The sequence below is a fragment of the Paenibacillus lentus genome, from assembly GCF_042714055.1.
Lineage (GTDB): Bacteria > Bacillota > Bacilli > Paenibacillales > Paenibacillaceae > Fontibacillus > Fontibacillus lentus_A.
The window spans coordinates 1-24,582 of the sequence record NZ_JBHGVC010000006.1 but is presented as its reverse complement, the minus strand read 5'-3'; the positions used below and the strand labels follow the sequence as shown (position 1 = coordinate 24,582).

At 49.6% G+C, this 24,582-nt stretch carries 28 protein-coding genes; 23 read left to right on the top strand and 5 right to left on the bottom strand.

Annotated features, from left to right (window positions below):
* Positions 1-38: 38 nt before the first annotated feature.
* Positions 39-1,136: a glycoside hydrolase family 88/105 protein gene (locus tag ACE3MQ_RS15375; protein ID WP_379394163.1), complete on the bottom strand. Its 1,098-nt coding sequence runs from the start codon at positions 1,134-1,136 to the stop codon at positions 39-41.
* A gap of 155 nt (positions 1,137-1,291) precedes the next feature.
* Between ACE3MQ_RS15375 and ACE3MQ_RS15370 the strand changes: the two genes are divergently transcribed.
* Positions 1,292-2,125, top strand: coding sequence for an AraC family transcriptional regulator (locus ACE3MQ_RS15370; protein WP_379394161.1), 834 nt, complete (start codon positions 1,292-1,294; stop codon positions 2,123-2,125).
* Between the two features lie 146 nt (positions 2,126-2,271).
* Here ACE3MQ_RS15370 and hcp read toward each other — a convergent pair whose 3' ends face one another.
* Positions 2,272-3,966 carry a hydroxylamine reductase gene (hcp, locus tag ACE3MQ_RS15365; protein WP_379394160.1) on the bottom strand — a complete coding sequence of 565 codons (1,695 nt, stop codon included), beginning with the start codon at positions 3,964-3,966 and terminating at the stop codon, positions 2,272-2,274.
* Positions 3,967-4,315: 349 nt separating this feature from the next.
* Here hcp and ACE3MQ_RS15360 point away from each other — a divergent pair, with 349 nt between their 5' ends.
* On the top strand, positions 4,316-5,656 hold the full coding sequence (locus ACE3MQ_RS15360) for a hypothetical protein (RefSeq protein WP_379394158.1): 1,341 nt from the start codon (positions 4,316-4,318) through the stop codon (positions 5,654-5,656).
* Positions 5,657-5,824: 168 nt separating this feature from the next.
* Here the strand turns inward: ACE3MQ_RS15360 and ACE3MQ_RS15355 are convergent, their stop codons facing one another.
* The 3 genes from ACE3MQ_RS15355 to ACE3MQ_RS15345 form a co-directional block, all read right to left on the bottom strand.
* On the bottom strand, positions 5,825-6,151 hold the full coding sequence (locus ACE3MQ_RS15355) for a hypothetical protein (protein ID WP_379394156.1): 327 nt from the start codon (positions 6,149-6,151) through the stop codon (positions 5,825-5,827).
* Positions 6,152-6,157: 6 nt separating this feature from the next.
* On the bottom strand, positions 6,158-6,751 hold the full coding sequence (locus ACE3MQ_RS15350; protein WP_379394154.1) for an ImmA/IrrE family metallo-endopeptidase: 594 nt from the start codon (positions 6,749-6,751) through the stop codon (positions 6,158-6,160).
* 112 nt (positions 6,752-6,863) lie between these two features.
* Positions 6,864-7,217 (bottom strand): helix-turn-helix domain-containing protein, encoded by a 354-nt coding sequence (locus ACE3MQ_RS15345; protein ID WP_379394152.1) that lies wholly within the window; start codon positions 7,215-7,217, stop codon positions 6,864-6,866.
* A 326-nt stretch (positions 7,218-7,543) separates the two neighbouring features.
* Here ACE3MQ_RS15345 and ACE3MQ_RS15340 point away from each other — a divergent pair, with 326 nt between their 5' ends.
* The 21 genes from ACE3MQ_RS15340 (at position 7,544) to ACE3MQ_RS15240 (ending at position 24,379) form a co-directional block, all read left to right on the top strand.
* The gene (locus ACE3MQ_RS15340; protein WP_379394150.1) at positions 7,544-8,041 is read left to right on the top strand and encodes an ArpU family phage packaging/lysis transcriptional regulator; all 498 of its coding nucleotides are present in this window, start codon (positions 7,544-7,546) and stop codon (positions 8,039-8,041) included.
* A 124-nt stretch (positions 8,042-8,165) separates the two neighbouring features.
* Positions 8,166-9,356 carry a phosphoenolpyruvate hydrolase family protein gene (locus ACE3MQ_RS15335; RefSeq protein WP_379394148.1) on the top strand — a complete coding sequence of 397 codons (1,191 nt, stop codon included), beginning with the start codon at positions 8,166-8,168 and terminating at the stop codon, positions 9,354-9,356.
* A 148-nt stretch (positions 9,357-9,504) separates the two neighbouring features.
* On the top strand, positions 9,505-10,719 hold the full coding sequence (locus tag ACE3MQ_RS15330) for a Tm-1-like ATP-binding domain-containing protein (RefSeq protein WP_379394146.1): 1,215 nt from the start codon (positions 9,505-9,507) through the stop codon (positions 10,717-10,719).
* Between the two features lie 43 nt (positions 10,720-10,762).
* Complete coding sequence (locus tag ACE3MQ_RS15325; protein WP_379394144.1) at positions 10,763-11,587, top strand: phosphoenolpyruvate hydrolase family protein; 825 nt, start codon at positions 10,763-10,765, stop codon at positions 11,585-11,587.
* Positions 11,588-12,151: 564 nt separating this feature from the next.
* On the top strand, positions 12,152-12,985 hold the full coding sequence (locus tag ACE3MQ_RS15320; RefSeq protein ID WP_379394142.1) for a hypothetical protein: 834 nt from the start codon (positions 12,152-12,154) through the stop codon (positions 12,983-12,985).
* 19 nt (positions 12,986-13,004) lie between these two features.
* Entirely contained in the window at positions 13,005-13,358 is a 354-nt protein-coding gene (locus tag ACE3MQ_RS15315) for a hypothetical protein (protein WP_379394140.1), read from the top strand.
* Positions 13,359-13,360: 2 nt separating this feature from the next.
* Positions 13,361-14,824: a phage tail sheath family protein gene (locus ACE3MQ_RS15310; RefSeq protein ID WP_379394138.1), complete on the top strand. Its 1,464-nt coding sequence runs from the start codon at positions 13,361-13,363 to the stop codon at positions 14,822-14,824.
* A gap of 21 nt (positions 14,825-14,845) precedes the next feature.
* Positions 14,846-15,262, top strand: coding sequence for a phage tail tube protein (locus ACE3MQ_RS15305; protein ID WP_379394136.1), 417 nt, complete (start codon positions 14,846-14,848; stop codon positions 15,260-15,262).
* Between the two features lie 31 nt (positions 15,263-15,293).
* Positions 15,294-15,755, top strand: coding sequence for a phage tail assembly chaperone (locus tag ACE3MQ_RS15300; protein ID WP_110931946.1), 462 nt, complete (start codon positions 15,294-15,296; stop codon positions 15,753-15,755).
* A 14-nt stretch (positions 15,756-15,769) separates the two neighbouring features.
* Positions 15,770-15,940: a cupin domain-containing protein gene (locus ACE3MQ_RS15295; protein ID WP_379394134.1), complete on the top strand. Its 171-nt coding sequence runs from the start codon at positions 15,770-15,772 to the stop codon at positions 15,938-15,940.
* 34 nt (positions 15,941-15,974) lie between these two features.
* Positions 15,975-17,531, top strand: coding sequence for a hypothetical protein (locus ACE3MQ_RS15290; RefSeq protein ID WP_379394132.1), 1,557 nt, complete (start codon positions 15,975-15,977; stop codon positions 17,529-17,531).
* A 12-nt stretch (positions 17,532-17,543) separates the two neighbouring features.
* On the top strand, positions 17,544-18,179 hold the full coding sequence (locus tag ACE3MQ_RS15285; protein ID WP_379394130.1) for a LysM peptidoglycan-binding domain-containing protein: 636 nt from the start codon (positions 17,544-17,546) through the stop codon (positions 18,177-18,179).
* Positions 18,176-19,192 (top strand): XkdQ/YqbQ family protein, encoded by a 1,017-nt coding sequence (locus ACE3MQ_RS15280; protein WP_379394128.1) that lies wholly within the window; start codon positions 18,176-18,178, stop codon positions 19,190-19,192. The genes ACE3MQ_RS15285 and ACE3MQ_RS15280 overlap by 4 nt, the downstream gene beginning before the upstream one ends.
* Positions 19,185-19,598: a hypothetical protein gene (locus tag ACE3MQ_RS15275; protein WP_379394126.1), complete on the top strand. Its 414-nt coding sequence runs from the start codon at positions 19,185-19,187 to the stop codon at positions 19,596-19,598. Before ACE3MQ_RS15280 ends, ACE3MQ_RS15275 begins: the two co-directional genes overlap by 8 nt.
* A complete protein-coding gene (locus ACE3MQ_RS15270; protein WP_379394124.1) occupies positions 19,591-20,079 on the top strand; it encodes a DUF2634 domain-containing protein in 489 nt (162 codons plus the stop codon). Before ACE3MQ_RS15275 ends, ACE3MQ_RS15270 begins: the two co-directional genes overlap by 8 nt.
* A complete protein-coding gene (locus ACE3MQ_RS15265) occupies positions 20,079-21,197 on the top strand; it encodes a baseplate J/gp47 family protein (protein ID WP_379394122.1) in 1,119 nt (372 codons plus the stop codon). The genes ACE3MQ_RS15270 and ACE3MQ_RS15265 overlap by 1 nt, the downstream gene beginning before the upstream one ends.
* 115 nt (positions 21,198-21,312) lie before the next feature.
* Entirely contained in the window at positions 21,313-21,891 is a 579-nt protein-coding gene (locus ACE3MQ_RS15260; protein ID WP_379394120.1) for a YmfQ family protein, read from the top strand.
* Positions 21,881-23,008: a hypothetical protein gene (locus ACE3MQ_RS15255; protein WP_379394118.1), complete on the top strand. Its 1,128-nt coding sequence runs from the start codon at positions 21,881-21,883 to the stop codon at positions 23,006-23,008. The genes ACE3MQ_RS15260 and ACE3MQ_RS15255 overlap by 11 nt, the downstream gene beginning before the upstream one ends.
* Positions 23,009-23,087: 79 nt before the next feature.
* A complete protein-coding gene (locus ACE3MQ_RS15250; protein WP_379394116.1) occupies positions 23,088-23,366 on the top strand; it encodes a hypothetical protein in 279 nt (92 codons plus the stop codon).
* 30 nt (positions 23,367-23,396) lie between these two features.
* Positions 23,397-23,663 carry a phage holin family protein gene (locus ACE3MQ_RS15245; RefSeq protein WP_379394114.1) on the top strand — a complete coding sequence of 89 codons (267 nt, stop codon included), beginning with the start codon at positions 23,397-23,399 and terminating at the stop codon, positions 23,661-23,663.
* Complete coding sequence (locus ACE3MQ_RS15240) at positions 23,663-24,379, top strand: N-acetylmuramoyl-L-alanine amidase (protein ID WP_379394112.1); 717 nt, start codon at positions 23,663-23,665, stop codon at positions 24,377-24,379. The genes ACE3MQ_RS15245 and ACE3MQ_RS15240 overlap by 1 nt, the downstream gene beginning before the upstream one ends.
* The last annotated feature ends 203 nt before the right edge of the window (positions 24,380-24,582 follow it).

Here is a 24,582-nt window from a genome sequence, read left to right as displayed (position 1 = left end):
CGGATGCCGGCTCTTTTTAGCTGTGGTAGAACCCGGTATTATGTTGCCGCCAGGCTCATCTCTACGCACATAAGAATGAAGGCGCCGGCTCCATGCAGATCGTTTTCGCTGGTAGGGCGGGCAATGTAGTGGGCGTAGTCGCCGATTCCGGTGCCGATGCAAATGTTGCCGATTACGACGTTGCCGTTCTCGTCGAACTTCAGCGTATCGATTACGCCTTGGTACCCTTTCCAGGCATAGTCCATGTATTTAGCGTCCAAATAGCCGAACCGGACCGCTTTGGCAATGGCATGCACATACAGCGCTGTACAGGAGTTTTCCAGCCAATTATCCGGGCGGTCTCCTTTATCGACGACTTGATACCATAATCCGGTGGCGGGATCCTGATAGTTCGTCAGAGCGATAAGCAGATCCTGGAGAATAGTCACGAGCTCAGCTTTATCCGGATGGTCGTTCGGCAGATATTCGAACATTTCCAGCAAAGCGACGGGATACCAGCCAATGGCGCGGCCCCAGAACTCCGGCGCAACACCCGTGACAGGGTCGGCCCATTCAGCCTCTTTGGTTTCGTCCCAGCCGTGGTACAGCAAGCCGGTGGCCGGATCCTTCGTATGCTTCTCCATGAGGAGAGCCTGGAAGGTCATCATGGAGTAATATTCGCTGTCGCCGAACGTCTTGGCAAATTGCACGGCAATCGGGCCGGCCATATACAAGCCGTCCAGCCACATTTGATTCGGATAATGTCCTTTGTGCCAGAAGCCGCCCGATGGATTCGTCGGCCATGACTTCAGCAGAGGCACTAGCTTGTGCAGCGCTTTTTTGTATCGTTCATTTCCTGTCTGCTCATAGAGGGTGAAGAGAAGCACGCCGGGTTGAATGTCGTCGAGCTCGTCGGACATGAATTTCTTGATGCTGCCGTCCTTGAGAATCTGGCTGTCTACCCACCGTTTCATATAATCATACAGCTTCTGTTCTCCAGTCTGCCGCCAGCATTTTTCCATGCCGGACAGAAAGACACCTTGGTGATAGTGGAACCGGTCCGGCGGAAGATCCTCCGGCTCGAATTTGGCCATTAACGCTTCGCAGGCTTGCTGCGCCCATTGAATCGGGGTCTTAAGGGATGTGGATGATGGCATGGATATCCTTCCTCCTTCTTGTTTATACCTCTATTCTAGCATCGTAATATGTACATGTTTTGCAGGTTTATCCCCTTTCTTCTTATTTCTTGCGGTATAATGAAATATTAAGATCAACATCATCAACAACGGCTAGGGAAGGAGAGCGGAGCAGTTTGGGCGATCTTTATTTTGAAAATAGCACAGGAAATTTCCTGGTGTCCCACCGGGAAGCGTTAAGTCACCATATGCCGGTCAGCCACTTTCACAGCACGTACGAAATCTATTATTTGATGTCCGGCCAGCGGAATATCTTTATTCAGGATCGAACGATAGCGATCAACGAGGGTGATGTGGTCATTATTGCGCCGAATATTCTGCATCGTACGATCAATGCGGCCCAGCCGAAGCATGAGCGGCTCATTGTTAATATACACGAGCAGTATTTTTCGCCGGATGGTTCCCATAAGGAAGCGCTTCGGCCTTTGCTGGAACAAGATTATCTGATCGTGAGCGGTTCCTTGCGTAACCAACTGTCGATCGAGCCGCTGTCTCGGGCTATTATTCAGGAAATGAAGGAACAGGAGAGCGGATTTGAATTGTTTGCGCAGAAGCTTGCCGTACAGCTGCTTATTACCTGCTGCAGGCATTTTAAGCAGAACACTATGGAGTTGCTAGCCTCGCCAAGTTCCATGCACGAAAGAATATCGGAGATCGTTCGCTATATTAACGAACATTATACGGAGGAACTATCGCTGCATTTGCTGGCGGACAAGTTCTATATCAGCCCCTATTATTTGAGCCGGTACTTTAAAAAAGCGACGGGCTTTACATACGTAGAGTATGTGAACAGCGTCCGGATTAAGGAAGCCAAGAAGCTGCTGGAGTACTCTTCCATGAAGGTTCACTTGATCGCCAAGAGGGTAGGATTTGGAAGTGTGACGCACTTTGGCCGGGTGTTCAAGGAGGTCACGGGCAACGCGCCATTATATTATAGAAGAAATCTGTGAAACCAGTGTTAATCAAAACACAAAGAAGTAGACCGCCCTCTAGATAAAGGAAGCGGTCTACTCCGATTCGCAATACTTTTCCTATAGCCGACCGCTCTTTAAAGCGGCAAGTGTACAGGGAGTCGTGTTCCAGCACGGCTCCTTAATTAATTCGCGTAAGCCCCAAGGAACATCTCCATGTCATCCTCGACATTCGTGATGCCGCCGATGCCGAATTGATCCACCAGCACTTTAGCCACGTTCGGAGAGAGAAAGGCAGGGAGCGTCGGCCCAAGATGGATATTTTTGACCCCGAGATAGAGCAGAGCCAGCAGAACGATGACCGCCTTTTGCTCATACCAGGCGATATTATACGAGATCGGAAGCTCGTTGATGTCCTCGAGGCCCAATATTTCTTTCAATTTCAACGCAATGATGGCTAACGAGTAGGAATCGTTGCATTGACCAGCGTCCAGGACGCGTGGAATTCCTCCAATATCGCCGAGATCAAGCTTGTTGTATTTGTATTTCGCGCAGCCTGCAGTGAGAATGACTGTGTCCCGGGGAAGCTGCTGAGCAAACTCGGTATAATAATTGCGGGATTTCATCCGACCATCGCATCCGGCCATGACGAAGAAACGCCGAATATCCCCTCCTTTAACGGCATCTACCACCTGATCAGCGATGCTCGTTACGGTGTTATGGGCAAATCCGCCGATGATTTCTCCGTTCTCCAGCTCGGTTGGAGGCTGGCATTGCTTGGCGAGGGCAATCAATTCGGAAAAGTCTTTAGGCTGACCGTCTACACCATCCGGAATATGCTGTAAGCCAGGATAGCCAGTGTTGCCCGTCGTAAAGATGCGATTCATGTAACCTGGCTTCGGCGGTACGATACAGTTGGTCGTCATCAGAATAGGCCCGTTAAAGTCTTCGAATTCACTGGCTTGCTTCCACCAGGCATTGCCGTAATTACCGACAAAATGCTCGTATTTCTTAAAGGCCGGATAGTAGTGTGCCGGAAGCATCTCACTGTGCGTATACACATCCACGCCAGTACCTTCGGTTTGCTGGAGCAGCTCCTCAAGATCCTTCAGGTCGTGCCCGCTGATTAAAATGCCTGGACGGTTACGGACGCCGATATTGACTTTCGTAACCTCGGGATGACCGTAAGTGCTTGTATTTGCTTGATCCAGCAAGGACATGGCATCTACGCCGAATTTTCCCGTCTCCATAACCAGCGCGACAAGCTGGTCTACCGTCATCGAGTCGTCCAAAGTGGCAGCCAGAGCCCGACGCATGAACTGATCCACTTCACGGCTGGTATGATTTAGCTGGAGGGCATGATACGTATAGGCAGCCATTCCTTTGAGTCCGTAAGTGAGCAGTTCACGCAGGGAACGGATATCGATATTTTCTGTGGCGAGTACACCGACTTGCTGCGCCTTGGCATCAAATGCTCGTTCATTGTCGCCATGCCAAACGGCCGCATCCGGAAGCAGCGTCTTACTATCCGGGTGCTGCTCATCCCAATGCTGTCGGACCTGGGTGCGGAGAGCGAGCGCTTCCTGGATTTTTGCGACGAACACGTCCCGGTCAAAGTTAGCGTTCGTAATTGTGGCGAACAACGAATCCATAATAAAGACGGATGTTCGTTGCTCCAGCGCTTCAGGCAGCTCCGTGTCGATGCAGAAGAACGAAATGCCTTTCAGTACGAAAATCAGCAAATCTTGAAGGTTGGCGACATCATGCGGCTTCCCGCACACCCCTACGATCGTGCATCCGGTACCTTTAGATGCCTCCTGGCATTGAAAACAAAACATGGGCATCTGACGAGCAGAATCATTTAACGTAGCTTGATCCATTTATTTAACCTCCCAAATTTCATAATAACGGTTATGCAATCATGAACCTTACCCAATCAATTAGAAGCATAACGCAGGAATAGGAGCTGCCTGGTGATTGGAATCACAAACTTGAAAATTGAACCAAAAAATACATAATTAGAGAAAATAAACAAACAGACCGTTCTTAAATTGAATAGAAAACGGTCTGTTTAGTGAAGTAATAACCCAATAGAAGGAGAATTACTTGGAGCAGTTACTTCGAGTAATTCTCTTTTTCATTTTTTAAATAGTCTAAAGATATGTAGATGAAATGTAGCATATGAATCTCTAATGCAGTCATACATTCTTAACTATTGGAGGAGAGATTATGAACAAATTTTATGTACTTTTGAAGCAGCGGGTAATCACGGCGTTATTAGCAATCGCATTATTGTTAGCACTACCAACAGGCTGGGCTTCCGCATCAGAAGGGGACGTCCTATTGGAATGGGAGCAAAGCTACTGGAGTAATGTCGAATTACTTCACGTAAAACCGATAAGGGACGGATATGCAGTAATTGGCGTAAATAAGAGGAATTACAATGTATACTTCGCGAAGACGGATTCAGTGGGTACTCTATACTGGGAGAAGAGCTTTGAAGTGCGAAGCGACAATGGAAAAATTGTGAGTTTTGAAAAGGCGGTTTCTACGCAGGATGGTGGGTATTTATTAGGAGGCACGTTTGGAGGAGTTTATTTTAACGATTATTATCTTCTAAAATTGGACGAAAACGGGTTAATCCAGTGGAGCAACACATTTAATTCCGGGGCTTTTGGCAAATTTAGTGATATCCGTTCATCTAAGGACGGTGGATTCGTGTTTGCTGAATTTATAGAAAGTACAAAATCTATATTTATATCTAATAATGTAGGAAAGTTATCCTCGACTGGAGATGTAATTCTTAGGAAATCACTAGGTGCTGGAGGGAGGGAAGGCCCGCATTTTTACATCAATAAAATCCATGAACTGGAAAATGGTAGTTATATTGCGGAAGGGCATATCGAAGGAACTGTCCGAATTTGGATGTTAGACTCCAAGGGTGATGTAGTTTGGACAAATACTTATAGCGGACTCACTGGCGGGGAAGTAGCCGCAAATGCTGATGGCGGATATATGATTGCAGCTGCAAATGTAGATGATGAAGTTGTATTCATTAAAAATGATGCCAACAATCAAGAAGAGCAGCGTAAAACGCTAGCGGTGCGAGGGAAAGTAATCTCACTAGAAACGATCCCTGACGGATTTTTATTTGGCACTACGCAAGGGCTGTATAAGACAAATTCCAATGGTGATGTACTTTGGTTCCATGTAGTAAACAATTTAGAACAGGTTATCGTCGAATCGGATGGAGGTGTACTTGTTATTGCCAAGGAGAGTTTGCTTAAATTTGGAACTAGTGATAATCACGAATCACCCTCGCTTGAAAATCTGAAATTCGATTCCGATGAGTACAGTGTCAATATCGGCGAGCCGCTGGACATTGCGGTTACTTATCGACTAGGCAATCACTTTACCCAGGTTACGAATATCAGTAGTTATAGCAGCAGCGACCCCTCCATTGCCTACGTAGATTTAGAGGGAAATATTATCGGTTTGCAGCGAGGAAGGGTTACATTAACAGTCACTTATGATGGATTGGAAGCAACAGCAATTGTAGATGTCTATTAAGGGGAAACAGGGAATGGGTTAGCCTTGTGATAAGGGATACGACTTTAAGTAAAAATATACTATCATCAGCTTGGCAAGGATAAAAAACAGCTTCAGCTCCGGGAAACCGGAGCTTTTTGCATTCATTGCAATCACAGTAACTAGTATATTACGGTATCTCGTGCCTTGTCAGTAGTATCTGTCCAGGTAAAGAATCTCTTCCACATCGTCCATCTGTATGATCAATAGCTCAAACTGCTCTCCATGGCGGGCATAAATTTGCGAGAGCAGAATTCCAAGGCAGTTCTCCTCATCCGTCTGGCTCACCAAATCTTCCAATAAAACAGACACGCCTCGTTCATCGCCGTAATCCTCGGCCTCCAAGGGCTCAAGAGGAGCGGGCAGAGATATGTATAATGTCTTGGACCAATCAAGCTCTCCGGGCTCCGTCTTGATCACAAGCTGCAGTGGCCTGTAGGCTTCGTGGTAGAAATCGCAATATGCTCTAATCCGCACGTCGCTTCACTCCTTGTCCGATAACTGCTTTTCCAGTTGGGAAAGAATCCGCTGCGTTTCCAAAGACCATTTAACCTCGGGCTCCGGTTGCTTTCTTTCGGCCTCCTGAGCGGCTGCGATGAGGCTGCCCTGCAGGACACGGCGTTGAATTTGATCGAGCCGCTGCTCGGCCAATGCGAGCGGGATGTGGAATGCTTCAGCGATATAAGGGATAGCCTCGCTCCGCTGATCCGGTATAGGTAATTTAACGAACATGTAGAAAGGAACCGCTGCATACAGCACGAATTGATCCGCCTCCGCCTCCTGGGCATGCTTGAATAGACTCGGCATGACGCGCTGGTCTCCTGCATGCCTGAGGACATGGCATAATTCATGAAAGAAAATGACCCTGGCCATCGCGTCATCGGTATATTTATTCAGGAATATGACCCGATCTTCGTTATCCGAGAAGGAAGGACAGGCTGCATATACCAGTTCTATGTCAAAAGCTTCGGCAATCCGCTCAATATCATGCTGCTCCGCATCAAGCAGGCCGCTGCTTTGATATTTAGAGTTGATCCACTCCTCTAAATGGGTCTCTTGATAATAGGAAAATAACATGGATATCACCTCTTGTGGGAATGTATGTTCGGTTTAAAGGTGTAAATAAAGGTCCCGGAAGAAAGGACCTGAATTTAATACATAAAATTGTATTGCGTTGCCTTCATTATATTCATTTATTGGACTGGTTGTCCAGCAGCTTCTTTTTCTGTTCCCGGTAAGCCTTCAAAGCAGCTTCCATCATAGCGATTTCGTCCGCGGTATATGCTTCAGGCCCGCCGTAAAAAGACATGCTTGCCTGCATTTCCTCCGTTGGCGAAGGGTCGGAAGTCCGTCCCAGCAAATAATCCCCGTTCGTATCCAGCGCATCGACGATCCTTCTCAACGACTCGGGATCCGGTTTCCGGTCGTTCGTCTCATATCTCGACAACTGAACTGTCGTTAAGTCTGCTCTTGATGCGAGGTCTTTTTGGGTTAAGTTTTTCAGTTCTCGAAGATGCTTGATCCGATCGCCCAGTGTATGCATAGACACTCCCTCTTTTGATTTTACTCTTAAAATATAAAACACATCATTACCATACTGGTATGACAGCATCTTGAGATGGCTAAAGTGTAAGATGTTGACATTACCAATTCGGTAATATATAATGCCAATATGATTGCCGAAATGGTAACGAAGGCACTGTGGTGAATCTTTATATATTTATTTTACCTTGTTTGGGATGGCAAATCAACACCTTTCATAAGAGTTAGTTTAAGAGGATAGTTATTTTTCCTCAATCGTAAGACAAAAGATAGTTGCCGTATTGGTAATCCAGAGACATTATCATTATCTTCATGGAGGGATTTGCAATGGGGAAAAGACAAATCAATTCATTTACGATTTTTCATAGTTTACCGGTGGATGAGGCTGCAACTCGAGCCGCGGTGATTCAGCTTTTGGAAGAAGTGAGGCAGTATCGGCAAATCGGTTATATTCGCCAAATGGCGAATGTAACACATAGCTATTCTACGAGATACCATGGAGTAACCCATGCTGTTCATAAGCCGACTGAGGAGGTCGCGATTCGCAATATCGACAAAGAAGCGGAGCTGCAGAGGAAGTCGGAGCTGCTGGATCAGGCTTTGAAGGGGCTGACCAGCATGCAGCGGGAAGTCATCGAACGCAGCTATCTCGATGATGAGCGCGAGTATGACTTCATTAGCTGCGGCGAAATGGGCATTAGCGACCGGACGTATCGCCGTATCAAGGCTAGTGCGCTCAGGCTGCTTGCAATAGCCATGAAGCTGGAGGTAGTTCTTGAGCCGGAGGATATGAAACTTTCCCAATCTGTGCATGGAGTCGGCTAATCGCCGGCTTTTAGACTTTACGGGCGATCATTACCTAATCAGGCTGCGATCCCTTATAATATAAGTAAACACCGCTAATAATAAATCGGATAGGCGGTTGATCGAAGCGAAGGGGATTGTCGACTTGGGAACTCAAAGACAGCTGATATTGAACCGACTGCGCGGACAAATCAGGGCGGAAGAGCATATTATCGGCGTGGCTGCCGGAGCGGGAATTTCCGCCAAATATGCTGTAAAAGGCGGAGCGGATCTCATATTGGTGCTGAACTCGGGACGATTCAGACAGATGGGACTCGGCTCGATTGCCGGTTATTTGCCTTTTGCCAACAACAATGACATGGTGATGGATTTCGGTTCGCGGGAAATTTTGTCCGTGGTAGGGGATACGCCTGTCATTTTCGGATTATGCGGCACCGATCCCGGACTGGAGCTTCCCGTTTATCTGCACCGGATTCATAACAGCGGTTTCGCAGGCATCATCAATTACCCGACGCTCGGGCTTATCGGCGGGCAATTCCGCGAAGCGCTGGAGGAAGAGGGGATGTCCTATTTGCAGGAGGTGGAAGCCGTCCGGCTGGCGCATGAGCTGGATCTGTTTACGATGGCTTTTGTGTTTAACCCGGAGCAGGCGGGGCTTATGCTGGAAGCGGGCGCCGATGTCATTTGCGCTCACCTGGGCGTTACTGCAGGCGGCTTGATGGGAACCAAAAAAGTGCTTTCCCTGGAGAAGGGGGCTGAAATCGCCCGTCACATCTTTGCGGTATGCGATGCATCCGGTAAACAGCCGATCAAGCTTGTATACGGAGGGCCTGTTCACAGCCCGGTTGACGTGCAGTATATGTATGACAATACATCGGCCATGGGATACGTCGGCGGTTCCAGCTTTGAGCGGATTCCGACGGAGGAAGCGATTGTGGAGACGACCTATCGATTCAAGCTTACCGGCCAGTTGGAGCAGGACAAGCTGCTGATGGACAAATTGGCCCTAGCGGATGAACCCTATGATTATGTGGCTTTTGTCAAAGAATACATTGCGGAAAATTATATGAACAACATTTCGTTAACCGAGCTCGCGGAGCGGATTCATGTCTCCCGTACGCATCTGAGCGCTTTATTTAACAAAGAAGTAGGCTGCAGCTTCCCGGAATATATTGCGAAATACCGTATTCATAAAGCGCAGGACGTCATAAAGCATACTAGGCTGCCATTGGCGCGCATCGCGGAAATGGTCGGGTATCCGGATTACGTCCATTTCAGCAAAAACTTTAAAAAGTATACGGGAATGACACCGCAATCCTTTCGCCGACAAATATAAACAACATAAGACAAATATACATAAAGATCGTACAAGGGTACGATCCTATTTTTATGGAAGCGCTGTATCATATGAGGTGTAGAGAGAAAACATAAACTAGCCCTCTCGGGTTGGCGAGACAACCATAACAACAAAGGAGGTTGTACGGGTGAAAACGATTGCTATTGCAGGAACATTTGATTCAAAAGGTACGGAGTTTTTATATGTAAAATCCGTGATTGAAGGTCTTGGGCTCCAAACTTTTACGATTCACTGCGGCGTATTCGAACCCATGTTTGCGCCGGATGTCTCCAATATCGAGATCGCAAATGCCGCAAATGCCGATATCCGGGAGATTGCCGCCCGCAAAGACCGATCCGCCGGAACAGAAATACTGGCCAGGGGGATGGAGAAGATCGTTCCGAAATTGTATGCCGAAGGGAAATTCGACGGCATTATATCTTTCGGCGGAACAGGCGGAACATCGATTGTTACCGCCGGTATGCGAAAGCTGCCGATCGGAGTTCCCAAATTGATGGTCTCCACCGTAGCTTCAGGCAACACCGAACCGTACGTGGGGACAAGCGATATCCTCATGTTTCCGTCTATCGTGGACGTATCGGGCCTAAATTCGTTTTCGACGAAAATATTTACCAATGCCGCTCATGCCATAGCCGGTATGGTGCAATTCGAGTCGGCGCCGCCTCAGGACAAAAAACCGCTAATCGCGGCAACGATGTTTGGCGTGACAACACCATGCGTCAATTATGCCAGAGAATATTTGGAGGAACAAGGATACGAGGTGCTGGTATTCCACGCAACAGGCACAGGCGGAAAAACGATGGAAAGCCTGATTGAAGGCGGATTCATTGACGGAGTGCTGGATCTTACGACAACCGAATGGTGCGATGAGTTGGTCGGCGGAGTGCTGGCTGCCGGGCCGCACCGGCTTGAAGCAGCCGGACGCTGCAAAGTTCCGCAGGTTGTTTCAACCGGTGCGCTGGACATGGTCAATTTCGGACCGTATGATTCTGTACCGGAGGCCTTCAAGGGCCGGAATCTGTACAAGCATAATCCTTCGGTGACTCTTATGCGGACGACGCTCGCGGAGAACCAGAAGCTGGGCGAAATCATTGCGGATAAATTGAATCAGGCGCAGGGCCCGACTGCATTAATGCTTCCGTTAAAAGGGGTCTCCATGCTTGATGTGGAGGGACAGCCATTCTATGGGGCTGAAGAGGATGCGGTGCTGTTTGCGGCATTGAGACAGAACATTAACCGCCAAACGGTTGAACTGATTGAAATGGATACCGACATCAATGACCAAACATTTGCTGTCGCGGCGGCCAAGAAATTGATTGAACTGATGAACCGGAAGCCTTGACCGAACACAGCATGAACGAATCCATTCAGAGGAGGAGCATACGATGAAAACAAGACAAGAGATTTTGGCGCAATTAAAAGCGGAGGTAGCTGCAGGCAACGTATTATTGGGCGCAGGGGCAGGAACCGGCATATCAGCCAAAAGCGCGGAAGCGGGCGGAGTTGATCTGATTATCATTTATAACTCGGGCCGTTACCGCATGGCCGGACGAGGTTCGCTTGCCGGATTGATGGCTTATGGAGACGCGAACCAAATCGTGGTGGATATGGGCAATGAAGTGCTGCCTGTCGTGAAGAACACCCCGGTAATGGCTGGTGTCTGCGGTACCGATCCGTTCCGCATCATGGATATTTTCCTGAAACAGCTCAAGGATCAAGGCTTCGCCGGCGTTCAGAACTTCCCAACGGTAGGCCTGATTGACGGCGTGTTTAGAGCGAACCTTGAAGAAACCGGCATGGGATATGATTTGGAAGTCGATATGATCCGGAAAGCGCATGAACTCGATCTGTTGACGACGCCTTACGTATTTGATACGGAGCAAGCGAAGAAGATGGCCGAAGCCGGCGCGGACATATTGGTCGCGCATATGGGCTTGACGACAAAAGGAACCATCGGCGCGAAAACGGCACTTTCCCTCGATGACTGCGTAGAAAAAATCCAGGCGATTTGCGATGCGGGCAAAGCGGTGAATTCCGACATTATGGTGCTGTGCCATGGCGGACCGATTGCCGAGCCGGAAGATGCGGAATATGTGCTGTCGAGAACGAAAAACGTTGAGGGTTTCTTCGGGGCATCCAGCATCGAACGTTTTGCGACGGAGGTTGGCATTAAGCAGCAAGCGGAAGCTTTTAAAAACATTTTGAAGTAATCAGAGGCGGCTTCTTGGAAAGCATGCTTTGTTACATCCCAAAAAAGCGTTAGCCTAACCGGATCAAGGCCGGAGGCTAGCGTTTTTTCCTTGTTTGCGTGCTTCCTACAGCGCATCGCTGCAAATCCACATTCGCAGGTTTAAGTATGTATTTCTTAAGCAGCCGATGATGGCGACGCTTGCATTCTCTGAAAAACAGGCCTCCATTATTTCCGCACTGGCGAAGCGGGATTCTTAGTCGGCTTATTCCATAATGAAGCAAAATCTGATTCGTCATCAAAGGGTTACCATTATAGTTGTATTACAGATTGAACTTATCCTACTGAGGGTTTGTCCGCCGGATGTCCGGCTAATGACCAGGGTATGTCCGTGCACTGTACTTTAGACGTGTTAAATTTGTATTGTGGAAATGAATCCGAGAAAGGGCCGAAGGCCGCTGAGTGAATCAGCGGTTTTTTGTCGTCTCGGAAAATGCTATGGAAGCTGAGCAGGCTTGGAAGGGAGGTGATTACCATTGCACTGCGTCGGAACAGTTAAATGTATGCTGCTGAAATGGTGCGCTTTATGAAGAGCGCGGTTATAGCCAAATTGCTGGAGACCGTGCCTGAGCTGCGGGATGTATATAGCTCCACTTTCGAAATCGGGGACGAGGCGATAAAACCTTATGCCTTATATGTGCAGGGAGGGGAAGAAACAAGCGGCACCTGGTCTGGCTTCAGGCAACTCTTTGAGCTTTGGCCTCATGTTTCCCGATCTAACCCGGCTGAACTAGATGTGCTTAGCCAGCAGATGATTTATGCGTTGGACAAGGAGCTTCTGGCCGCAGAGACGGGGGAGAGGTTCCTCTGTTTATATGAGGGAACTACAGGAGCGGATGCGCTGGACGAGCCACGGGATGCCGTGAAGCGCGGCTTGCGGTTCGCGTTGATCGTTCCACAGCAGATGAGTTCGTCGGTGCAAATCAGCAGCGATCCATGGTTGAATGCCGTCCAAGATTGGACGCGACGCATACTGGGCGAGGCTTGGCGGGTCTATAACTGCAGCTGGCCGTTAGGCTATGAGGCTCCTGCTGTGATGTTGAGGATTGTCGATATGGAGGTATCTCCGCAAGGCAGGGGGGTCTATGAATTGCAAAAACAATTCACGGCTTTTATAGCCGGAAGGGATGCTGATCAGGAGCATCAGGCCATTCTTACCCTGGTAGAGAGCTTGGGTCGAATCGTTAAAATTCCTTTGCGGCCGGAGGACAAGTCGTATTTAACCATTCTTGAACCGAAGGTGAATATGAACGCGAATGGAGTAACGGAAGGACAACTATCAGTAACGTTTAGCCGGCGCATCACGGGCTCTCTTGATGGAGGTTCGCTAATGCAGTTCATTCAACACACACGAATTTAAATTTGAGGTGAGAAAAGCTATGGCACAAAAAAAGCAGCCAGATAAAGCTGTTCAAACGACTGAAGCAGCTAAAGCAGCTAAAGCAGCTAGTGTAGTTAACGCAGCCAACGCTAGTGCGGCCAAGGCAACCGGGGCTGGCAAATCAACGGGTGAAGCAGCCAGAGTTGTCAAAAGAACCGCAGTATCTGAGGCTGCCGAGCCAGTATATCCGCTTGGTGAAATTATGCAGCAATCGGAGGTGCTCATGAGCGTGAAGCCGGAGGTATTGGCTGGCGCATTCCATCAATTGCCCGGCGACATGTCCAGCGCCAGTCTAACGGTACAGGAAGCAAAAAAGCAGGTACAACTATTTTTGAATAGGAAGGTGAAGTAATTATGGCAGCAGGAAATTGGAATTTGACGAGTCAGCCGGTATTGCCAGGGCTGTTCATGAACTTTGTAAGTGCGGCGGGAGCGGCGATCGTGCCGGGTGCCCGCGGAGTAGTAGTTGCACCCGTGAAGGCGCACTGGGGGCCAATCGGGCAGTTTGTAGAGGTGACGAGCGAGAATGCCATTAAGGAGCTGTTTTCGAATGATGAATCCGGCGGGGCTACTGCTTATACGACGCTGTTCTTGTCCTTGCTGGGCGGAGCGAAGAAGCTGCTGGCTTACCGGATGGCGGACAGTTCGGCGGCAGCGGCCGAGATTGTGCTGAAGAACAGCGAAGCGAGCCCGGCGGACGCATTGAAGGTGAGTGCCAAATATGCGGGCGAACGCGGCAATGCATTCAAGGTGACGATTCAGCCGAGCCTTGCTGTGCCGGACGTGAAGGAGCTCAAGCTGTATGAAGGCAATACGCTGCTTCGTACGATTACACTTGGGAATGGCGATGTGGATGCCGCTGTCGCCGCGATCAATGAGGATTCGGGAAACAAGTGGATCGTGGCAGAGAAGCTTGCCGAAGGCGTGCTTGCCGACGTGTCAGGTGTGGCTTTAGAAGGAGGAGCCAGCGGTATTTCCGGGATTACGAACGCGGATTATATCGCGGCTACGGAAGCTTTTGAGACGCAGGATTTCCATGTGCTGACGCTCGATGGGGTGACGGATGCCGCGCTTCGTACGAGTCTTGTTGCCTGGGTCAAGCGGGTTCGCAGCGAGGGGAAAGGCATTATGGCTACGCTCGGCGGGTCGATGGCGGAGGACACAGGTGCGGATGCGGTGAATAAGGCGATTGCTCGAAGCGCAGCTGCCGATTTTGAAGGAATCATCAACGTGGGTACAGGGGCTGTATTGAATGGCAAATCGTATTCCTCTGCACAGGTGGCTTCCTGGGTTGCCGGGCTGATTGCTGGACAAGCGTTGAAAGAATCTACAACGTATGCCGCGTCACCTTTTGATGATGTGACTCGCCGCTGGACGCGCTCGGAGCAGGAGCAGGCGGTGCAAAACGGCGTATTCCTGCTTGTACACGATGGTCGCCGGGTTAAGGTGCTTCGCGGGGTGAACAGCTTGATTACTTTGCAGCAGGGCCAGAACAAGGGCTGGAAAAAAATCCGTAAAATTCGCGTGATCGATCAAATTAATGCCGATCTGCAGCGTCAGGCAGAGGATCATTATATCGGCAAAGTTAACAACACAGCGGAAGGGCGTCAGGCTTTAATTAGCGCAGGGAAGCAGTACCTTCAGACTTTGGCGGCAGAGAGCGTTATCGAAGCGACCGGTTACGATGTGACGCTGGATGCGAGGTTTTATGGGGACAGCGCGATTATGCAGCCAGAGAATGATCAAGTCTTCCTAACCTGGAGAGCGGATGACACCGATGTGATGGAGCAAATTTTCGGCACGTTCTACGTGCAATAATTTAGAGGGGGAATAAATACGATGGCACAATATTTGGATCCTAGCCGCGTCATTATGGGGACGTTCGGACAGATTTTTATCAATGGAGTATGGCAGTCGAACTTGAATCATTTAGAGGCCAATGTCGAGGCCGATAAAAGAGAGCTCAACCTGGTGGGCACGGAATATACCGTATTTAAGCTAGGGCGCAAAAAAGGCACCGGTACAATGAGCGGCTACAAGGTCACCTCCGATATGATCGAGAGAGGCTTTCAGAAGTTCAACATCATTCAGAAGCTGGATGATCCGGAGGCGTACGGTTTTGAGTCGATCGAGCTTTTGAACTGCATGGTCGACAGAATCCAGTTGGCCAACTGGACGGCCGGCGAAGAAGTGGTGGAGGAGACGCCGTTTACTTTTGAAGGCTATACCCTGCTTGACCCGATTCACGCACCATAATTGAATTTTGAATGGAAGGGAGAACACTAGCATGAGTAATGTAAAAGAGTGGAATGAACAGGATATCCTTGACGGTCTCTTCGAGACGGCAGCCAATCTGCCGGAAGAGACCGTTTTTATTTCGCGGCTGAGCCTGCGAATTACGCTGCGCGGTTTGACTTCCAGCAAGGTCGATTCGATCCGCGAGCGCTGCACGATCCGTAAAACGACGAAAGGCCAAGTCACGGAAAAGATCGACAGCGAGCTGTTCAATGCGACATTGATTAAGGAAGCGACCTCTTCATTGGAGGTCGTGCGAAAGCAGGACGACGGCCAGGAGCACACCGTGAAGCTGAGCGGCTGGGGAGATGAGCGCATTACGAGCCGTCTCAAGCTGTCCGGCGGAGACGAAGCGGTGCGCCGCATGCTGCTCGCCGGGGAACTTGACGCCGTAGGCGACAAGGTGCTGGAGCTGTCTGGCTTTGGGGTGGATATTGCCGACCTAAAAAACTAACGAACTCCGGCGGCATGACGACTTTGCTGTTCCATATGTGGAGCAGGCATAGTCTTCGCCCCGGGGTGTTCTGGTCTCTCCCGAAGGGAGAGCGCATGCTGCTGCGGGCTTTTACGGAGATGGAGCTGGAGATGGTATCATCTTCAGCCTCGCCGCCCGGCTCCGGACGGAAGCATTCTGGATGAAGACGGATGGATTATGGCAGAAAGGAGGTAAGACGTGGCGAATCATGAACTGCGTTCATTGGATTTAGCAATAGATTCCCGGGATATTGATGCCGCGGAAAAGAAGATACGGAGCCTGGATCGGATACTGGAACAAACCCAGCGGCGCGCCATCGCTCTCGGCAAGACGAGAATGAGGCCGAGCATCACGCTGGAGGATCGTTTCACGGAAACGGCCATCCGGCTGAGCGCAACGATGAAACGGCTTAATCAGGCCGCGGCTCGTCCGGTGGCCGAGCTGATCGATCTGGCGACACCGAAGATCGCCGAGATCAGAGGGGCGTTGCAGGAGCTGAGCCGTACCCGGTGGCGGGTTGAGGTGGAAGGAACGGCCTGGGGGGCGGTAATTGGCGACTCATTTGATGAATGGGTGGGTGCGGAAGGGCAGAGTACACTGCAGCGCATTTCGGCGACGTTAGGGGAGGCGCTTGGAAGTGGATTAAGGGGATTTATATTAGATGCGCTTGGGCTTGGTGAATCCAAAGAGGTAAGGTATGAGCGCGTCGTAGACTACTTGGAAAATAATCCGGTTGTAGAAGAATCGCTTTATGCGGAAGCTGGACGGAAGGCTGGTGATGAGTTTTTTCAAGCGTTTCTAGGCGCCTTTGATTTAGAGCAAATTTCAGGGAAGTTATGTAATTTGAAGTGTGATAGTGGGAATACGGGAATGGGTTTTTATGGCGTAGGTGACCCAGGATTAGATCTATTCGACCCGGAGCTTTTAAATGAGTTTCGTTCAGAAGCTCTTAAAGAGTACGTTTTTGATAAAGGTGACGAATTCATTAAGAAAAACGTTGGTGAACTTCATAGTACTTTTGAAGAGAATAAAAAGTGGGATTTATCAAATAAACCATGGGTAAAGAAGGTAAAGAATGCTCCTATCGGCTGGCTAGCTAAGAATGCTTGGAAGAAAGCGCCTATTATTGGAACAATTCTTGGTGCTATTGATGTTATTAGAGCCGAACCAGGCAGAGCAAGAGCCGAAGCCTTCGGTTCTCTTGTAGGCAGTACGGTATTAGGAGGGGTTGGCGGATATGTTGGCACTCTTATTGGTGGTCCAGGAATAGGTTTTCTTGGTTCAGTTGCTGGAGGAATGACTGGTGATCATTATGGCGGGAATATTGGCGGAGCCATCTTCGATTGGTTCTATAAAAAAGAATCACACCCATTTGATTCAAATTATCCTATGAGAACGCCTAAAGGTCATGCCTATTCGAGTAGTCGCGGTAAATTTGGTCAGACTATCGATATAGAACAACGAAAGCACGAGATCTTTTTCGGTACTGGTAATAAGCTTTCTGGAACCCCGTTAACAGATGAGGAAATTTTGAGTAAGATCGAATATTTCAACTCATTAAAGCCGCTCCCTGTTTCTATTTCCCCCTGTCCCGAAGTAGCTGCACCTCAGCCAACCACTGAGATTACAATAAATATGCCTCCAGGCATGATTCAAATACATCAGCATCAGGAAATTGATATTGAATCCTTGACTATTCAGGTAAGTACAGCAGTAGCGGAACAATTAGGCAGAAGTATGAGAAATATGATATAGGGGGCTGCAAAAGTGGAAATCAGGTTAAGAGATGAAGCCGCAGGCACCGATTTCGTGTTCCCCGTCAACCCGGAAGAGGTGAGGATTACTCGGGGCAAAGGCTACGAGACCGTTAATATTCTATCCTACGGGGAATTTGATATCGCGACGGCAGAGAGGGTGAGAGAGATCACCTTCTCTTCTTTTTTCCCCACATGGTGGGGAGATACTGAGGCAAAGCCCGCTCCAAAGGAAGCCATGCATCGGCTGACGGAAATCATGAACAGCAAGCGGCCAGTTCGGTTGATGATCGAGAATCTGGTGAATTTGCTCGTCTTTATCACGGTGCATGACACTACGTTTAAGGGCGGTGAGCCCGACGATATTTATTTCGATCTGACGGCCCGGGCGTGGAGACAGCCTAAGATTCATACGAAAGCGGGAAGTGCTGCAGGCGGTGGGAATGCTGGCGGGAGCACAAGTCGTCCTGATTTGAAAAAAACGCCGAAAACCTACACCGTTAAATCCGGCGATAGCCTCTCCAAAATCGCCAAGCTGGAGCTTGGCGACAGCTCCAAATGGTCGGCTATTTATAATCTGAACAAGAAAACGATAGGCCCTAACTCCAATTTAATCAAGCCCGGGCAAAAGCTGGTGATGCCGTCATGAGTTACGAGGTGGTTTTAGAGGATAAGCATTATTTACGGGAGCTGATTGAGAGTGTTTCCTTAACGGATTCGCTCGATCAAATCTCGTATGAGGCTCGCATAAAGCTGCGTGTGCCTCCATCCGGACTGGCCATTGCGCCGGGGCAGACGATTCGCGTAAGCGGGGTGCCCCATGGAGGGAAGGAAATGGTTTATCTTTTGAACCCCGGCGTGGTGTGGGAGTGTATTAGCAGCAATCGTGGCAGCAAGAGCCTCAGCCTCGTCGTGTACGATCGGACGATTTATCTTGCGAAATCCGAGGATGAGTATTTGTTCTCTTCGGGAGGAACGGCCAGTCAGCGGCTCAAAAAGTATGCGCAGGATTGGCAAATCAAGCTCGCTTCTATCCCGGACACAGGGAAGGCGTTGAGCAAGGCGACCTACCGCTCCCAAGCGATTTATAACATGATCGTGACAGACTTAAGGGAGACGGTGAAGCTTGGCGGGGATGCATACATGCCGCGGATGACGCCCACAGGCCTCGAGTTGTTCAAAATCGGCAGCAACAAAACCGTATGGAAGCTTGAAGCCCTGGAGGGCATCGATCAGCACAGGACGCTGGAGGGGACGGTAACCAAAGTCAAAGTGATTGGCAGCACGGATAGCAGCAAGCCGTCAAATTCGAGAACTAGCAACGATAAAAACAAAGCCGATCCTCCTTCGCAATTCCTGGCGGTTGAGACGGGGGAAGTGAGTAAATTTGGAACTTTGCAGCGCATCGTACAGGATGAGGATGTAAAGACCCCGGCGGATGCCAAAAAATTGGCGAAAAGCATGCTGACCGGTCTCCAGGAAACCTTCACCGTGAATGGACTCGACATTAACACCCTCCGAGCCGGGGATAAGGTAGAGCTAAATGGTATGGAGCTAATCGTCATGTCGATTTCCCATGAGCTGGGGGAGCCAGGGCGCATGTCGCTGGAACTGGGGACGTATGAACACGTGAAAAGGAGGTATTATCTCAACCATGGCTGATCCTTATAAATCGTTGGCAGCTGCGTTCCGGGAGCAGATGACGGGGTATGCCAAAGATATGCTGTCCGGCATGTCCACAGAGCTCGGGACGATAACGGCTTCGGGGCTAAAGCTCGACAACTTCAAGCATGAAATCAAAAGTTACCTTGTCGCCGACTTCCCGGTAACCTTGGAGGTGCCGGCTTTTCATATGGTTGGAACGATGATGTCGCCCGTCGATCAGGAAGGGTATCCGCTCGGAGTGCCGGGCCCGCGTACGCGCTTTGAGTTTGAGGCTGCCGAGATCAAAGAGGTTCGTGCTAATTTGGCGGACGGCCTTCAGCCGGGAGATCGCGTCGTAGCGGTGAATATGAATGGCGGCCATGAAGTGGTTGTCATGTGCAGGGTGGTGAGCCAAGGTGGCTAATTTATTTCCGGAGGAAAAAGAATGGGGCTCTGGTGCGGGCGCGGCTGGGCTGGATGAGCTGGACGACGTGCTGGAGAGGCAGAACGCGGGAGATGGGAGAGCGTTTGGGCGCAGCTGGATGTTTGATTTTGAAGCAGGAGAGTTCCTCATGACCCCTACGCGAAAAATAGTGCTTGCCGACGAGACTGCAGCATGGATTATGTGGTGCGAGAAGGCGGTGCGAACCGCAAGATATCATCATGTCATTTATTCCCGTAATTACGGTCAGGAATATGACGGCTTGATCGGCAGGGGGATGAGCCGCGGGGCGCTTGAATCGGAGATTCAGCGCATGACGACGGAGGCATTGATGGCAGATCCGCGTACGGAGCGGGTGGATCAGTTTTCTTTTAGCTGGTCGGGGGATGCCTGCTTGTTCTCCTGCCGTGTGATGAATGCAAGGGAAGAGACGGCGGTTTTGGAAGGGAGCGTGAGCGTGTAATGGCAGGAATGCCAATATATTTGCAAGAACAGACGGAAGAACAGATTATGCAGCGGATGCTGAACCGGGTGCCTGACGATATTGATAAATCGGAGGGCTCTTTTATTTGGGATGCGCAGGCTCCGGTGGCATTTATGCTGTCGGAAGCGGCGCTTTGGGCCAGGCAGGTGCTGGAATGGGGCTTTGCCAGCTCGTCTTACGGGCCATACCTGGATATGCGGGCGGGAGAGCATGGCGTTGTGCGGCGTGCGGCGACGGCGGCAACCGGACAGGTTCAGTTTACCGGGACGCCCGGTACGACGGTGCCTGCGGGAACACTTGTAGCTACTCCGGCAGACGAAATTACAGGAGAAGCTTCGATTGGATATGCGACGACGGCTGCTGTAACACTGGATGACAAAGGTGTGGCATTAGCGGGCATTCGTGCCGTAGAGCCGGGCCGAAATGGGACGGTGCCTGCGGGTGTGATTACGGTGATGTCGGCTTCAGTAAATGGGATAGCGGCAGTAACGAACCTCGAGGAGACCCGGGGCGGTACGGACGTGGAGTCGGATGAATCACTGCTGGAGAGGTTTTTGAATCAGGTACGGAGCCAGGGGACGAGCGGCAATAAGGCTCAGTATATGAAGTGGGCCGGAGAGGTGCCGGGCGTTGGCGGCGTGCAGGTTCGTCCGTTATGGAACGGAGCGGGAACGGTCGGCATTTATTTGCTCGATACGGACAAACGTGCGGCTAATGATGATATCGTCGCTGCTGCCCAGCAGTATATCGACCCGACCCAGGATGGGCAAGGAGAAGGCACGGCCCCGGCCGGGCCCATCGTGACGGTGATGGCGGCCGAGGAAGTACCGATCAACATCAGCGTTAAGCTGACACTGGCGGACGGCGCTACTATAACCGAGGTGAGATCGTTGATCGACAAGGGGGTACGGGCTTATTTGAAACAGCTTGCTTTTGTTGATCCGCTCGTTCGAGTAACCCGCATTGCTTCGGTCTTGCTTGATATTCCCCCAATCATCGATTACTCGATGCTAACCGTGAATGGCAGCACGGATACGAACATCCAAATTCAGCCTGGTCAGGTTGCTGTACTGGGGACGGTGGAAGTGTATGAGTAGTGTAGTTATGGAAGCTTTTTGGGATGACATAAGCAGGAGGCGACGATTGTTGTTGAGGATGGTGAGAGCCCATGAATTTTAATGCGATGATAAGTGCTGAAATGGGTGGTTGTCTATGAGTACTCAGATGATGACGAGTCCGAAAGGGCGTGAGCTTTTTTCGTACCTACCGGGGTATTATGAAACTTCCCGAGTGATGCAAGGGGACATGAACGCAAAGGGCACGGAACTGGATTTGCTGTATCAGACGCTGGATGAAACGTTGGAGCAGTTTTTCGTAAAGACGGCCACTTGGGGACTGGATCGCTGGGAGCATGAGCTGGGGATTGAAACAGACCTGGCCAAGCCGCTAGAACAGCGGCGAGCTGTGGTGGAATCGAAGCTGAGGGGTGCCGGGCAATTCACGGGCCGTTTGGTCAAAAATGTAGCCGAAGCGTATGACGGGGGCACAGTCGATGTATCTTTTCAGCCGGCGGAATGGAGCTTTACGATTAAGTTTATCGATACCATTGGTGTTCCACCGAATCTGGATGACCTGAAAGCAGTCATCGAGGAGCTTAAACCGGCACATCTGGCAGTCGAATATGAATTCAGCTATTTGCTGATTCAGGACATCCATGCCGTAATGACGCTTGACGAACTGCAACAGGTGCCATTATCAAAATTTGCAGGAGGTGGTTCAGTTGGCAAGTAACACAGAACACTTGAATTTGCTGAAGAAGGATCCAGTAGCGGATGGGAATGAGACATTTAATATTGAGACGATGCTGAACGAGAATTGGGATAAGATTGATGCGGCAGTGGGGGATATATCTTCTATTCCTACGAAGGCTAAGGATGCGGCAGGCGCGATCACGGAGCTTTTTCAATCTGGCGTTGACGGAAAAAACCGCTTGGAAGCCGCCGTCATCGCCAAGGAAGGCACGGTTTCCAAGCAAGGAACGGTTGCAACCTTTGCTGAACTGGACACGGGTATACGCAGCATACCTGTAGGTATTGATACTAGTGACGCAACAGCAGTAGTAGGGGATATTATTAGTGGGAAAACCGCCTATATTAAGGGTGCAAAAATCACAGGTAATATTCCGGATAGAGGCGCAGGGGGAATAGTTACTCCTGGCACTGTGGATCAGACGAAAGCGGCTGGGCGCTATACAAGCGCGATAACAATTAAAGGCGAACCTAATCTAGTGGCGGGTAATCTACCGAAGGATAAGAGTTTTTTCGGGATAGTCGGCGCATTGGAGCGTATGACCACAGCCGAGAAACAGGCTATTGCTGCGGCAATAACGGGGAAGGGTGTGGCTGCTACCACATCAGATACAAATACGGTGTTAGTCCAGAAGATTGGGCAGATTGCGACGGGTTCTGCCGCTTGGGTTGATTTTTCATCGGGGAGTGTTACTGTTAATAACTCTACATCGAATACTCAAGATATAATTACTATACCTTCATTCAATCAAGTGATAATGTTCGTTCCTAAGAGCAATTCTAGTATAATTGGCCATGGATCTTTCGCTGCCCCTATTTCAATTAGATTTAGGGACAATAATGGCGTCAGGACTGAACCGATTTTTAATATTTCCTTAAGCGACACCTCAGTAGGGGGAGTGCCGTTTTATCTAGATAAACCTAGTAGAATATTAAGGAGAACGGCGCATAATACAAACACATCAAATTTAGAAATTCCTGTACCTTCTAGTATGAATTTAAATGGGCCCATAACTTTGGAGTTTTACGCTTACGGCACCACGACATACAACTACATTGTTAAACTTGAAAAGTTTCATGCAAGGGTGGCATGGTGTTAAAAAACAGTAATCACATTGAAAAATATACTTTCATGCCCCCGACCCCGGGGGCTAATCTTTTTGAAACGGAGGGAGCAGGATGGAAATTACGATTATTATCTCCATTGCTACAGCCGTTAGTGGGATTTTGCTTGGCTGGTTGGGGCGCACGCGGGCCATACGCCAGGATACAGCGAAAGACGCGAAGGCGGGAGCTACCCTGCAGACAGACGTGGAATACATCAAGCGCGGCGTCGATGATATCAGGGTGGACATGCGAATCCAAAGCCAGCGTGTGGATGGAATATCAGAACGAGTGACACGAGTAGAGGAATCTACTAAGCAAGCACACAAACGGATAGACCGCTTGGAAGAATAAACTATATCAAACCAGGAAAGGAAGATCAAGATGGACTGGAACGTCATTTTTGAGCTGATTCATCCCATTTTATTCGGTGTCGTAGCGGCATGTTGGGTGATTGGCTATATTCTTAAAAAAACGCCTAAGGTGCCTGACTGGAGTATCATCTATGTGGTTACCGTAGTTGCTATGCTGCTGACGATATGGCTGCTCGGCTGGGGGCCGGAATCGCTGATTCAGGGCATTCTTACGGGCGCTTTTGCGGTGTATGGCAATCAATTTGTGAAGCAAGCGTTGAAAGGAGCGGATGATTAATGAAAATGATATGGATTGACGCAGGCCACGGCGGGAAAGATCCAGGGGCAACTGCCAATGGATTGAAGGAAAAGGACATTACCCTCCAAATATCTCTTGCCATGAAGCAACGTCTTGAATCTCAGTACACGGATGCAAAGGTGCTGCTCTCACGCAGTACAGATGCAGATATGACATTAAAAGAACGCACTGACAAAGCCAATCAGGCGGGCGCTAATATCCTCATTTCTGTTCACTGCAACGCCGGGGGCGGCGCGGGAGGATTCGAATCTTACCGCTACACCTCAGCATCTCTGGCTTCCAAATCCCTGCAGGACGTTTTGCATAATGCAATTATGACGGAGCTTAAGCCGTATGGCGTTACCGACAGGGGGAAGAAGTCGAAGAACCTCCACATGGTTAGAGAAAGCAAAATGCCCGCGGTGCTGACGGAGAATTTGTTTATCGATGCAGCTGGCGATGCGAACAAGCTAAAGCAGCAGAAGGTTATAGAATCCATCGTAAAAGGACATGTGAGCGGTATCGCCCAATTTTTGAGCTTGAAGCCAAAGGGAAGTAAATCGCAGGAGTCGGTCGATCCTGAGAAAACGAAGAACTGGAAAGAAAACGGCCGTGAATGGCTCATTTCGCATGCCGAGATCAGCCCGGAATGGAAAGCAACCGATCCGATCGATATCGGGACGCTCGGTACTATTCTCAGCAGACTGCTGAAGTAAGTTCCCATGGCGCCTGGGAGTTTACCTTGCGTAGCTATGCTTTGTACATGATCTACCTGTTTCACTTGTTATCTCACACTAACTGGATTTGTTGTATTTAAAAGCTGCCGTTTATCGTTAAAAATGCAACTAGCTGCATTCTTGCACTTAAAAATGAAATATGAAGGCTGGTCAGGCAAAAAAACGTGGTCTAGATACATGAA

What these genes read in the sequence shown, in the direction of transcription:
- ACE3MQ_RS15315 (WP_379394140.1), top strand. Translation starts at nt 13,005, where the DNA reads ATGGCACAAAAAAAGCAGCCAGATAAAGCTGTTCAAACGACTGAAGCA.
- ACE3MQ_RS15345 (WP_379394152.1), bottom strand. Translation starts at nt 7,217, where the DNA reads ATGCATACACTGGGCGATCGGATCAAGCATCTTCGAGAACTGAAAAAC.
- ACE3MQ_RS15265 (WP_379394122.1), top strand. Translation starts at nt 20,079, where the DNA reads ATGGCAGGAATGCCAATATATTTGCAAGAACAGACGGAAGAACAGATT.
- ACE3MQ_RS15275 (WP_379394126.1), top strand. Translation starts at nt 19,185, where the DNA reads ATGGCTGATCCTTATAAATCGTTGGCAGCTGCGTTCCGGGAGCAGATG.
- ACE3MQ_RS15310 (WP_379394138.1), top strand. Translation starts at nt 13,361, where the DNA reads ATGGCAGCAGGAAATTGGAATTTGACGAGTCAGCCGGTATTGCCAGGG.
- ACE3MQ_RS15280 (WP_379394128.1), top strand. Translation starts at nt 18,176, where the DNA reads ATGAGTTACGAGGTGGTTTTAGAGGATAAGCATTATTTACGGGAGCTG.
- ACE3MQ_RS15320 (WP_379394142.1), top strand. Translation starts at nt 12,152, where the DNA reads ATGAAGAGCGCGGTTATAGCCAAATTGCTGGAGACCGTGCCTGAGCTG.
- ACE3MQ_RS15260 (WP_379394120.1), top strand. Translation starts at nt 21,313, where the DNA reads ATGAGTACTCAGATGATGACGAGTCCGAAAGGGCGTGAGCTTTTTTCG.
- ACE3MQ_RS15360 (WP_379394158.1), top strand. Translation starts at nt 4,316, where the DNA reads ATGAACAAATTTTATGTACTTTTGAAGCAGCGGGTAATCACGGCGTTA.
- ACE3MQ_RS15350 (WP_379394154.1), bottom strand. Translation starts at nt 6,751, where the DNA reads ATGTTATTTTCCTATTATCAAGAGACCCATTTAGAGGAGTGGATCAAC.
- ACE3MQ_RS15295 (WP_379394134.1), top strand. Translation starts at nt 15,770, where the DNA reads ATGACGACTTTGCTGTTCCATATGTGGAGCAGGCATAGTCTTCGCCCC.
- ACE3MQ_RS15375 (WP_379394163.1), bottom strand. Translation starts at nt 1,136, where the DNA reads ATGCCATCATCCACATCCCTTAAGACCCCGATTCAATGGGCGCAGCAA.
- ACE3MQ_RS15305 (WP_379394136.1), top strand. Translation starts at nt 14,846, where the DNA reads ATGGCACAATATTTGGATCCTAGCCGCGTCATTATGGGGACGTTCGGA.
- ACE3MQ_RS15340 (WP_379394150.1), top strand. Translation starts at nt 7,544, where the DNA reads ATGGGGAAAAGACAAATCAATTCATTTACGATTTTTCATAGTTTACCG.
- ACE3MQ_RS15300 (WP_110931946.1), top strand. Translation starts at nt 15,294, where the DNA reads ATGAGTAATGTAAAAGAGTGGAATGAACAGGATATCCTTGACGGTCTC.
- ACE3MQ_RS15325 (WP_379394144.1), top strand. Translation starts at nt 10,763, where the DNA reads ATGAAAACAAGACAAGAGATTTTGGCGCAATTAAAAGCGGAGGTAGCT.
- hcp (WP_379394160.1), bottom strand. Translation starts at nt 3,966, where the DNA reads ATGGATCAAGCTACGTTAAATGATTCTGCTCGTCAGATGCCCATGTTT.
- ACE3MQ_RS15250 (WP_379394116.1), top strand. Translation starts at nt 23,088, where the DNA reads ATGGAAATTACGATTATTATCTCCATTGCTACAGCCGTTAGTGGGATT.
- ACE3MQ_RS15240 (WP_379394112.1), top strand. Translation starts at nt 23,663, where the DNA reads ATGAAAATGATATGGATTGACGCAGGCCACGGCGGGAAAGATCCAGGG.
- ACE3MQ_RS15245 (WP_379394114.1), top strand. Translation starts at nt 23,397, where the DNA reads ATGGACTGGAACGTCATTTTTGAGCTGATTCATCCCATTTTATTCGGT.